An 11,175-nucleotide genomic window follows, 5' to 3' on the forward strand; every position below is an offset into this window, starting at 1 on the left:
ATCTACTCCAGTTGCGCGGAACAGAACGTTATCGTTAGTAATTGACCTGGCTCGGACCACCGGTATCGCCACGATCGTTACGATCCGGCGTTGAGCTCTGAATGCCCGGGTTAACCGGTTTTGTCGGCGGCGGCGCAGTTTTGTCAGCCGGCGGGAAATAGAGAGGCCCTTTCAGACCGCAGCCGGTCAGGCTGAAGATCGCAAACAAAACGGCAAGCGTAGGAAAAACGTTTTTCATTGATAGTTGCCCGTGATTCATTCTTTCTGCTTTCTATCATCGCAGGAGAAGGCGTAAAAGCAAGCCTTTAGCATCTGACTGCGCGCGCTTTTGTTTCGCGCTATACTGCCGCCAATCTCAAAAATGCGGGACAGAATCATGAATGACAGTGAATTTCATCGCCTTGCCGACAGCCTGTGGATGACCATCGAAGAACGCCTGGACGACTGGGACGGCGATAGCGACATCGACTGCGAAATCAACGGCGGTGTGCTGACCATCAGCTTTGAAAACGGCAGCAAAATCATTATTAACCGTCAGGAGCCGCTGCACCAGGTATGGCTGGCCGCCAAACAGGGCGGCTACCATTTCGATCTCAAAGGTGACGAGTGGATCTGCGATCGCAGCGGCGAGACCTTCTGGGATCTGCTGGAGCAGGCGGCAAGTCAGCAGGCCGGTGAGACGGTGAGATTCCGTTAATGACGTGTTTCCCGGATGGCGGCGCATCGCGCCTTATCCGGGTTACCCGACGGCTCAGGTAGTCCCCAGGCCCGTACCACCGGGCGACGAACGCATGCACGGAGCCGCGACGCCTGACCCGGCCTGGGAAAGGTCGCCCCGATAAGCGTTACGAGTAGCGCTGCTGCAGCACCGGCGAGGCGGTAACGTCCTGGCTGGTGGGTATCGCGGCGGCAATCGCCTGAGTGCGGAAAGGGATCACCTGGGTGCGCCCATCCACCTCGACAATCTGATAGAACTGCGGCAGGTTGAAGTTGATAAAGCTGGAGCCGTAGGTAAAACGATCGTGCGATGACGAATAGAAGCGGCTGACGTCGCGCACCAGCTCCTCTTTGCTGCCCTCGCAGTGGTGATACACCTCAGCGCGGTTGCTCTCATCGAGAATATAGATGTTAAAGCCGCTGTCGTTGTTATCCGCGTCTTCAAAGAAGAACTGAATAATCCCTTCGCTGGCGAAGCCGTCCACAACCGCCGGCAGCTTAACGTGATTGGTTTCCACCTGCACCGACAGGCCGTGAAGCTTGTTGTGCGAGATAGCGCCGTAGAATTCAATGGCGTTTTCCAGCTTCTGCACCGAAACATTGAGACGCTCGAAGAACAGCCCCCAGGTCTGGCCGGAGACGCGCAGCGCTTTAAAGCGCCCGGTATCCTGCCGGGTACTGGAGAGACGCAGTTCGATGCACTCGGAGATCATCTGCTGTACGCGGGTACGGATCAGGCCGCGCAAGTGCTGGCTATAGCAGAACACCTCCACGCTGTCCGGCGGCGCGGCGTCCTGATGCATTTTACCGAGGATCGTTTTCAGCGCTTCGATCATCGCCTGCTCGCCGTTGAAATGCAGGGTACGCACTTCGTTCCACGAGTTGCGATACAGCAGGTCGACGCTGCCGATCAGGCATTTTTGCTCTTCGCCGAAGCTGAAAACATCAAGCTTACGGAAATCAAAGTGCACCACCTGATTGCGGAAGGCCGCCGTCGGGTCATATTCGAGGTTGACGATAATCGCCAGGTGGCGAATTTCGCATGGGCTGTATAGCGCTTTTGGCGTCGGCGCCGGCAGGCGCAGCGGGAAGTGGTGCGACACGTCGGCCACCATCTCCTGCAGCTTCGCCAGATCGACGATGCCGTTGCCCTTAATAAACAGGCGGGTGCGTGAGGTCAGCAGGCCGTTAAACCAGGCCCAGGCCACCAGCTTATTAAGATAACGGTTATATTCCAGCGGCTGATGGCTGATGATCGATTCCATATCCGGCGCGCGGTTGTACAGATACCAACCGGTACGGTTGGCGCGACCCGGCGGCACGTGGATAAAGGTCAGATTCGGTTCCGACAGGTCCGGCGATATTTGCGGGTTCACCAGCGTCACTTTGCCCGGCAGCGCTTCAAAAGCCGCATACAGCTTACGCGTCAGCACGCCAATATCCTGCGGACTGGCGGAGACGCTGAGGTTATTGCGCCGCGCGAAGCGGATCAGATTACGATAGCTCTGCATCATCGCATCGAGCAGTTCGTTGTGCGCCTTGCGCACTTCATCAATTTTCCAGTTCGCGCGGTTGTCGAGCATCATCAGACGCTTTTCATCCCAGCCCCACGCGTTGACCAGCTGGCTGACGACTTCGCGACGCCAGCCGACGCAGGCGCGTTCGCGGCTGAGTTTTTCACACACTTTCAGATAGAAGCAGCGGCGCACCAGGTCGAGACGGGTTTCATCTTCGATGGCCTGCAGGTAGGTGGTGACGCGCTCCAGCATCATGCAGTACGGGTCGAGGCCGAAGGAGACGATCTCGCCATCGTGCAGGCGCTGTTTGATATCTTTCGCCAGCAGGCGGTTATTGGGGTATTCCCAGGAATAGGCTTCCAGCAGCAGCGTTTTCAGCACCGCTTTATAGGGGGAGTCGATACTCTTATACAGCTGCCACAGGCTGGCGCCGAAGTACTCTTCCGCCGACAGCGAGCTGAGGCCGCCGAGATCGAGCCACTCGTTTGGCGTCAGCACGCCCTGGGCATACAGCCCCATGACGTAATCGTCGTAATGCTCTTCTTCATCGCACGGCACCATATTCCACAGAATACGCTTGCCGGCGAGACGGACCGCGGTGCGGTAGAACTCATCGAGCAGTAAAATATGCTGGGTCGAACCGCAGTCTTCGCCGCCGAGGCTGCCGCTTTCGTTATGGCGGAAGCGGTTTTCGTCGATCAGGAAGAAGCTGACTTCCACACCGAGCGAGGCCGCCCAGCTCTCAAGCAGGCTGCATTTTCGCTGCAGCAGCTGGCGCTCTTCGCTATCCAGCCAGGCCTGGTGACATACCCAGATGTCCAGATCGGAAGAACAGCTCTGGCCGACGGAGGAGGTACTGCCCATCGAGTAGACGCCGGTGATCGGCAGCTCGCCTTTCGGCGGCTCCTGGGTCTGCATGCCGCGATGCAGTTCCAGTTCTTCAAGATAGTGGCGTTGGGTTTCATCAGGCGTGTAGAGGCAAATGCCACGGGGAACGTTACCGTCAAGGTAACCCGGCATCAGCGGGTGATGATAATGTAATAACGTTGGCAGTAGACTGTAAACCTGCTGGAAAGCGGGTCCCATGGCAGCAAGCGCGCGATCCACGCGCAGTTGGTTGATGGCATCCAGTCTCTGTTTCAGTGTCTCAATATAGAGGTACAAGACATATCGCCTGATGTTCAAAAACCCGAGGTACAATAGTACGGAGGATTTCAGTATTTCAACAAAAACCGTCACCATTCGTCGTCGGTGTGGTTGTGAAGAGCAGCGGACAGACAAATGGTTTAAAACGTGATCAATTTAACACCTTGCTCATTGACCGTAAAGAAAGATGCGCTACATACAAGTGTAGCACCGTTTATTACCTGTAAATTCCTCACTACGCCTCCGGCAACCGCCCACGCGCATGAAAGGTTAAAAAAGAGTGGGCCGGAGCTATCTCCCACATAAACCGTGAAAACTAACATCCGTAAGACAACAATGTTAGGATGGTTAGTGGTCGACAATGACGGTAACAAGCATGTTAGACAAAGTTTTGAAAATTGCCACACGGCAAAGCCCGCTTGCGCTATGGCAGGCGCAATATGTTAAAGCGCGCCTGGAACAAGCGCATCCCGGACTGAAGGTCGAGCTGGTGCCGATGGTCACTCGCGGGGATGTCATCCTTGATACTCCCCTGGCAAAGGTGGGTGGCAAGGGCTTATTTGTGAAAGAGTTAGAGCTTGCCATGCTCGAAGGGCGCGCCGATATCGCCGTTCATTCGATGAAAGATGTGCCGGTGGAATTCCCGGAGGGGCTGGGGCTGGTGACTATCTGCGAGCGCGACGATCCGCGCGACGCGTTTGTCTCCAATCGCTATGCCTCGATTGATGAACTCCCGGCCGGCAGCATCGTTGGCACGTCAAGTTTACGCCGTCAGTGCCAGCTGGCCGCCACCCGTCCGGATCTGGTGATCCGCTCTCTGCGCGGTAACGTCGGTACCCGACTGAGTAAGCTGGATAACGGCGAGTATGACGCCATCATCCTCGCCGCCGCCGGCCTGAAGCGCCTGCAGCTCGAGGCGCGAATTCGCCAGCCGCTGTCGCCTGAGCAATCTCTGCCGGCGGTCGGCCAGGGCGCGGTGGGCATCGAATGCCGTCTCGACGATGCATGGACCCAGGGGCTGTTAGCGCCTCTCAACCATACGGAAACGGCAGTGCGCGTGCGCGCCGAGCGGGCGATGAACACGCGTCTCGAAGGCGGCTGTCAGGTGCCGATTGGTAGCTATGCGGAACTGAAAGACGGTGAACTGTGGCTGCGGGCGCTGGTTGGCGCCCCGGATGGTTCGCAGATGGTACGCGGCGAACGGCGCGGGCCAGCAGAGCAGGCCGAAGCGCTTGGCATCTCGCTGGCGGAAGAGCTCCTGGATAACGGCGCCCGCGACATTCTCGCGGCAGTTTATGATGGAGAAGCCCCACGATGAGCATCCTGGTCACTCGTCCACTACCGCAAGGAGAAGCGCTGGTCAGCCGTCTGCGGGCCATGGGACGCGTGGCCTGGAGCTTTCCGCTGATAGAATTTACGCCCGGTCGGGAGCTTCCCGCGCTGGGCGACGCGCTTGCCCGCCTGGGGCCTGACGATCTGCTGTTCGCGCTGTCCCAGCATGCGGTGGAGTTCGCCCATTCCCGTCTAAAGCAACAGGGCATGCCCTGGCCCACTTCCCCGCGTTATTTTGCCATTGGCCGCACGACGGCGCTGGCCCTGCATACGGTCAGCGGGCAGCACATCCATTACCCGTTAGATCGGGAAATTAGCGAAGTCTTGCTACAATTACCTGAATTACAAAACATTGCCGGGAAGAATGCGCTGATCTTACGCGGCAATGGTGGGCGGGAACTCTTAGGCGCGACGCTGACCGAGCGCGGCGCCAGGGTCACATTTTGTGAATGTTATCAACGTAGTGCAAAGCATTACGATGGCGCAGAAGAAGCGATGCGCTGGCAATCTCGCGGGGTCACCACGCTGGTGGTCACCAGCGGCGAGATGCTGCAGCAGCTATGGTCGTTAATACCGCAATGGTATCGCGAACGGTGGCTCCTGCACTGCCGCGTTGTCGTTGTCAGCGAACGTCTGGCCCTTCAGGCCCGGGAGCTGGGCTGGCAGGAGATTCAGGTTGCCGATAGCGCCGACAACGATGCGCTGCTACGCGCATTACAATAACTCTCAACATTGGAAGCCATAATGACGGAACAACAAAATCAATCCGCCGTGGTTGAAGAGACCAGGGAGGCCGTGGAGACCACACCACAGCCAGAGAACACTGATAAGAAGAAGGCTGGCAACAAAACCAGCCTGGCGCTCAGCGCGATCGCTATCGCCATTGCGATAGCCGCCGGTATCGGCCTGTATGGCCTGAACAAACAGCAGGCCTCGCGTCAAAACGAAACCACCTCTGAATTATCAAGCCAGGTCGCGGCGCTGCAAAAAGCGCAGGAGAGCCAAAAAAGCGAACTGGAAGGCATTATCAAACAGCAGGCCGAGCAGCTAAACGAAGCCAAACATCAGCAGGAGACGCTGGCCAAACAGCTGGACGAAGTCCAGCAAAAAGTGGCGATCATTTCCGGTAGCGACGCCAAAACCTGGCTGCTGGCCCAGGCCGACTTCCTCGTCAAGCTGGCGGGACGTAAGCTGTGGAGCGATCAGGATGTCACCACCGCCGCCGCGCTGCTGAAAAGCGCCGACGCCAGCCTCGCCGACATGAATGACCCAAGCCTGATCGGCGCCCGCCGGGCGATCACCGACGATATCGCCACCCTCTCCGCGGTGAACCAGGTCGACTACGACGGCATGATCCTCAAGGTTAATCAGCTGGCGAACCAAATCGATAACCTGCGGCTGGCGGATAATAACGATGACGATTCGCCGATGGATTCTGATAGCGATGAGCTCTCCAGCTCCATCAGCGAATGGCGCGTCAATCTGCAGAAAAGCTGGCAGAATTTTATGGACAGTTTTATCACCGTGCGCCGCCGCGATGAAACGGCGGTCCCGCTGCTGGCGCCGAATCAGGATATCTATCTGCGGGAAAATATTCGCTCTCGCCTGCTGGTCGCCGCGCAGGCAGTGCCGCGCCATCAGGAAGAGACCTGGAAACAGTCGCTGGATAACGTCTCGACCTGGGTACGCGCCTATTACGATACCGATGACGCCACCACTAAAGCCTTCCTTGAAGAGGTGGATAAGCTCAGTCAGCAAAGCATTACTATGACGGTGCCGGAAACGCTGCAGAGCCAGGCGTTGCTGGAAAAACTGATGCAGACCCGGGTGCGTAATCTGATGGCGCAGCCTGCCGTTTCCGCAGGCGGCGCGCCCTCGCCTGCACCTGCAGCACCGGCCGCCCCCGCTGCGCCGCAAGGAGAGTAACGCATGCTGAAAATTCTTTTACTCTTCGCACTGTTGATCGCCGGGATCGTGCTTGGCCCGATGATCGCCGGGCATCAGGGCTACGTCCTGATCCAGACCGATAATTACAATATCGAGACCAGCGTGACCGGGCTGGTGATCATCCTGATCCTCGCCATGGTGGTGCTGTTCGCCATTGAATGGCTGCTGCGCCGCATTTTCCGCACCGGGGCGCATACGCGCGGCTGGTTTGTCGGCCGTAAACGCCGTCGCGCGCGTAAGCAAACCGAGCAGGCGCTGCTTAAGCTGGCCGAAGGTGATTACCAGCAGGTTGAGAAGCTGATGGCGAAAAACGCCGATCACGCCGAACAGCCGGTGGTGAACTATCTGCTGGCGGCGGAAGCGGCCCAGCAGCGCGGCGATGAAGCGCGGGCTAACCAGCATCTGGAGCGCGCCACCGACCTGGCGGGCGATGACCTGATCCCGGTGGAAATCACCCGCGTTCGCCTGCAGCTGGCGCGCAATGAAAATCACGCCGCGCGCCATGGCATCGATAAGCTACTGGAAATCACCCCGCGTCATCCGGAAGTGCTGCGCCTCGCCGAACAGGCTTATACCCGTACCGGCGCCTGGCAGTCGCTGCTGGATATCATTCCGTCGATGGCGAAAGCTAACGTCGGCGATGAAGAGCACCGCGCCGCGCTGGAACAGCTGGCATGGGTTGGCCTGATGGACAAAGCGCTGGCCGACGGCGGCAGCGAGGGGCTGCGCGAATGGTGGCGCAACCAGAGCCGTAAAACGCGGGCGCTGGTGCCGCTGCAGGTGGCGATGGCCGAGCGCCTCATCGAGAGCGACGATCACGATACCGCGCAGCAAATTATTATTGATGGTCTGAAGAAACAGTATGACGACCGTCTGGTGATGCCGATCCCGCGCCTGAAGACCAATAACCCGGAACAGCTGGAGAAAGTACTGCGCCAGCAGATCAAAGCCGTTGGCGATCGTCCTCTGCTGTGGAGCACCCTGGGCCAGTCGCTGATGCGGCACGGCGAATGGCAGGAGGCCAGCATCGCCTTCCGCGCCGCGCTTAAGCAGCGTCCGGATGCCTTTGATTACGCCTGGCTGGCGGATGCTCTGGATCGCCTCCATCAACCGGAGGAAGCGGCCACTATGCGCCGCGATGGTCTGCTGCTGACGCTGCAGAATAACCCTCAGCAATAACCTCACCTGGCTGTCGCCTCCTGCGGGGCGATAGCCCTTCTCCCCCGCCTTCCCGTTGACGCTCCCCCTGAAAGAAAAAAACGCCTGCGCTGAAATCAGGGCAGGCGTTAAAACAGGTCTGTTTGACAACAAATTGGGTGCTTCACTCAACGTAATGTCCATGGTGTTTGATGAGGCATAAATGCGACATCTGTCAGTGGACGATAAGCACCGTAAGAACGGCTCTGCATCATTCCGGAGTTTATGAGGCACCAAGGCGAACATAAGAGATGGAATGAGCATCTACCCGATTATTATCGCACAGGATCCAGGGAAATTGCATCTACCACAGTGATGAATTGAGAGTTTTCCTGACGCGTATTCTTAAGCAAAGAGAAGATTTTTTATCAGCAAGATCAGGGAAATAAGTCATGGCAGGAAGTCACAGAAAACAAAAAACCCCGCCGAAGCGGGGTTCAAAATTGGTCGGCGAGAGAGGATTCGAACCTCCGACCCACTGGTCCCAAACCAGTTGCGCTACCAAGCTGCGCTACTCGCCGAAATACTGCTTTTTGAATTTTTAGTTCAATTCGTTAAAGTCGTGGTGCGAGGGGGGGGACTTGAACCCCCACGTCCGTAAGAACACTAACACCTGAAGCTAGCGCGTCTACCAATTCCGCCACCTTCGCAAATTCACAACTCTATCAAATAATGGGGTGGCTAATGGGATTCGAACCCACGACAACTGGAATCACAATCCAGGGCTCTACCAACTGAGCTATAGCCACCACTGCAAACCTTTTACGCGGTATTAAAACCACCGCAGCTCCAGCACCGGGTTAATGGTGCGCCCGACAGGATTCGAACCTGAGACCTCTGCCTCCGGAGGGCAGCGCTCTATCCAGCTGAGCTACGGGCGCTTAGCGCCGTTGCGGGGTCGGATAATACGGACTTCCTCCCCCGCTGTCTAGTGCCTTTTAAAAGAAAATTATCGTTTGCTCATGCTTTGTTCGTTTTGGCGCTTATTCAGCCGTATTATTGACTTGCCCCTGCCTTCCGAGGCCAAACACCTTATAAATCAGGGTAACGGCAGCAAGGAAAATAATGCCGACAAAGAGCGACATCCGTGTTTCATCATTCAGTCCCATCCCGACCAGCACGCAGATCAGGAAAGCCATGGTGAAATAGTTGGCCCACGGAAACAGCAGCGAACGGAACGGATGGCTGGCTATCGCTGCCTGATGTACGCGACGGAAACGCAGCTGACTAATCAGGATCACAAACCAGGGCACCATCCCCGGCAGGACGCTGGCGCTATAGACATAGACAAACACCCGCTGCGGATTAGGAATGATGTAATTCAGGCAGGAGCCTACCAGCAGGATCAGAATAGACAGCGCCACGCCGACGGCCGGAACGCCGTTGCGCGATACCTTACCGATCGCCGCCGGCAGCTGACGGTTCTTCGCCAGGGCGTACAGCATACGTCCGCAGCTGTACATCCCGCTGTTGCAGCCGGAAAGCGCCGCCGTCAGCACCACAAAGTTGATAATCCCCGCCGCGGCGGTAATACCGATTTTGGCAAACGTCAGTACGAACGGGCTGCCGTTGGAGCCGATTTGATCCCATGGAAAGATGGTGACGATAACGAAAATCGCGCCGACGTAGAAAATCAGGATCCGCCACAGCACTTTGCCCACCGCGCTGCGCAGTGTGACCTGCGGATTTTTCGCTTCACCAGCGGTAATGCCGATGAGCTCCACGCCCTGATAGGACGCGACCACGATACACAGCGCCGTCAGGAAGCCCTTCCAGCCGCCGGCAAAGAAGCCGCCATGTTCGGTCAGGTTGCCAAAACCGATGGAGTGGCCGCCGTTGCCAAAGCCGAAGAAAATGACGCCCAGGCCCACGACGATCATCACGATAATGGTGGTCACTTTAATCATGGCGAACCAGAACTCGATTTCACCGTACAGCCGGACCGCCGCGAGGTTAGCCAGCGCCACCAGCCCCACGGCAATTAACGCCGGGATCCACTGCGCCATCTCCGGGAACCAGAACTGCACATAGACGCCGATGGCGGTAATCTCAGAGATGCCCACCGCCATCCACATAAACCAGTACGACCAGGCGGTCAGGTAGCCGAAGAAGGGGCTCATATAGCGATGCGCATACACTGCGAAGGAGCCGGTGACGGGCTCAAGGAACAGCATTTCGCCCATTGAGCGCATAATGAAAAAGACGAACAGGCCAGCGATAATGTACGCCAGCAGCACGGAAGGCCCAGCCCACTTCAGGGTACTGGCCGCCCCCATAAACAACCCCACGCCAATCGTCCCCCCAAGGGCGATCAGTTCAATATGCCGGGCCTCCAGTCCACGCTGGAGCTCCGCTTTTTTCTCAGTCATATATCCTCTTGTGTTTGCCGTATTCCGGGTACTCCCGGTTATTGTTATTAACTGAACTCATAGCCTTGCCGACGCGCAGGTCTCCCCCCGCGCGTATGAAGCCTGCGAATGGTTAATGAATTTTATGGAAATGGCAAATAAAGTATCAGGCGAGTAAAGACATTAAACAGAAAATGGACACAAACTCGCCAGAATGCAGAGGAATATTAGAGTTTATTGGTGTAATGCCAACGTAAATATCGTAGCAGCCGGGCCTGCCTTTTAATCCGGCTCGGCTGGGAAACCAGGCGGTAAAACCACTCCAGCCCCAGATCCTGCCAGAACTTCGGCGCCCGATGAACGTGCCCGGTGAAAACATCGTAAGTGCCGCCGACGCCCATATACAGCGCGTGCGGGTACAGGCGCCGACAGTCGCGCATAAAGATCTCCTGACGCGGGGATCCCATGGCGACGGTGACGATTTTCGCCCCGCTGTCGCGAATGCGTTCGAACAATGCCTGCCGTTGCTCAGGCGCAAAATAGCCGTCCTGGCTGCCGACGATATTCACCTGCCAGCGCTGGCGCAGGCTGGACGCCGTCTGCGCCAGGACTTCAGGTTTACCGCCGACCAAAAACACCGGAGTGCCTTCAGCGCCGGCGCGCTGCATTAACGCTTCCCAGAGATCGGCTCCCGCCACGCGGGACACCTGGGCCTGCGGATATTTTTTACGCAGCGAACGTACCACGCTGATGCCATCCGCATATTTAAACTCCGCCGCCTCAATCAGCGCCCGCACCTCGGGGTTATCCTCTACGGCCAGCATTTTCTCGGCATTAATCGCCACCAGCGTCCCCTCCCGGAGAACGCCGTCGGCATATAAATAATCCAGAGCGTGCTGCATATCGCGCCAGCCTATGAGCTGCAGCCCTCTTAACAGGTACAACGGCGCGGAAATGGTCCCAGTCATGTC

At 57.4% G+C, this 11,175-nt stretch carries 9 protein-coding genes and 4 tRNA genes; 5 read left to right on the forward strand and 8 right to left on the reverse strand.

Annotated features, from left to right (window positions below; genetic code table 11):
* Positions 1-34: 34 nt before the first annotated feature.
* Positions 35-238 (reverse strand): LPS translocon maturation chaperone LptM, encoded by a 204-nt coding sequence (gene lptM / locus ACOI7Z_RS24055; RefSeq protein WP_004886794.1) that lies wholly within the window; start codon positions 236-238, stop codon positions 35-37.
* Between the two features lie 138 nt (positions 239-376).
* Between lptM and cyaY the strand changes: the two genes are divergently transcribed.
* A complete protein-coding gene (gene cyaY, locus ACOI7Z_RS24060) occupies positions 377-697 on the forward strand; it encodes an iron donor protein CyaY (RefSeq protein ID WP_023291566.1) in 321 nt (106 codons plus the stop codon).
* Positions 698-845: 148 nt separating this feature from the next.
* Here cyaY and cyaA read toward each other — a convergent pair whose 3' ends face one another.
* The gene (gene cyaA, locus ACOI7Z_RS24065; protein WP_002883383.1) at positions 846-3,398 is read right to left on the reverse strand and encodes a class I adenylate cyclase; all 2,553 of its coding nucleotides are present in this window, start codon (positions 3,396-3,398) and stop codon (positions 846-848) included.
* Positions 3,399-3,756: 358 nt separating this feature from the next.
* On the opposite strand from cyaA, the gene hemC reads away from it, so the two are divergent.
* The 4 genes from hemC to hemY are packed head-to-tail and all read left to right on the forward strand — an operon-like array spanning position 3,757 to position 7,838.
* Entirely contained in the window at positions 3,757-4,698 is a 942-nt protein-coding gene (gene hemC / locus ACOI7Z_RS24070; RefSeq protein WP_065883613.1) for a hydroxymethylbilane synthase, read from the forward strand.
* The gene (gene hemD, locus ACOI7Z_RS24075; protein ID WP_087849102.1) at positions 4,695-5,435 is read left to right on the forward strand and encodes a uroporphyrinogen-III synthase; all 741 of its coding nucleotides are present in this window, start codon (positions 4,695-4,697) and stop codon (positions 5,433-5,435) included. The genes hemC and hemD overlap by 4 nt, the downstream gene beginning before the upstream one ends.
* A 21-nt stretch (positions 5,436-5,456) precedes the next feature.
* The gene (gene hemX, locus ACOI7Z_RS24080; protein WP_032454512.1) at positions 5,457-6,638 is read left to right on the forward strand and encodes a uroporphyrinogen-III C-methyltransferase; all 1,182 of its coding nucleotides are present in this window, start codon (positions 5,457-5,459) and stop codon (positions 6,636-6,638) included.
* 3 nt (positions 6,639-6,641) lie between these two features.
* Entirely contained in the window at positions 6,642-7,838 is a 1,197-nt protein-coding gene (hemY, locus tag ACOI7Z_RS24085; protein ID WP_023291562.1) for a protoheme IX biogenesis protein HemY, read from the forward strand.
* 462 nt (positions 7,839-8,300) lie between these two features.
* Here the strand turns inward: hemY and ACOI7Z_RS24090 are convergent.
* From ACOI7Z_RS24090 to wecG, 6 genes are all read right to left on the reverse strand, one after another.
* A tRNA-Pro gene (locus ACOI7Z_RS24090) sits at positions 8,301-8,377 on the reverse strand.
* A 42-nt stretch (positions 8,378-8,419) separates the two neighbouring features.
* A tRNA-Leu gene (locus tag ACOI7Z_RS24095) sits at positions 8,420-8,506 on the reverse strand.
* A gap of 23 nt (positions 8,507-8,529) precedes the next feature.
* Positions 8,530-8,605, reverse strand: a tRNA-His gene (locus tag ACOI7Z_RS24100).
* A gap of 55 nt (positions 8,606-8,660) precedes the next feature.
* Positions 8,661-8,737 (reverse strand) — tRNA-Arg (locus tag ACOI7Z_RS24105).
* Between the two features lie 102 nt (positions 8,738-8,839).
* Positions 8,840-10,225, reverse strand: a complete 1,386-nt coding sequence (thrP, locus tag ACOI7Z_RS24110) for a bifunctional threonine/serine APC transporter ThrP (RefSeq protein WP_086075723.1) — start codon at positions 10,223-10,225, stop codon at positions 8,840-8,842.
* A gap of 206 nt (positions 10,226-10,431) precedes the next feature.
* Positions 10,432-11,172, reverse strand: coding sequence for a lipopolysaccharide N-acetylmannosaminouronosyltransferase (gene wecG / locus ACOI7Z_RS24115; protein ID WP_023291561.1), 741 nt, complete (start codon positions 11,170-11,172; stop codon positions 10,432-10,434).
* Between the last annotated feature and the right edge of the window lie 3 nt (positions 11,173-11,175).

It is taken from the genome of Klebsiella sp. C283 (assembly GCF_048822555.1).
Taxonomy (GTDB): domain Bacteria; phylum Pseudomonadota; class Gammaproteobacteria; order Enterobacterales; family Enterobacteriaceae; genus Klebsiella; species Klebsiella quasipneumoniae.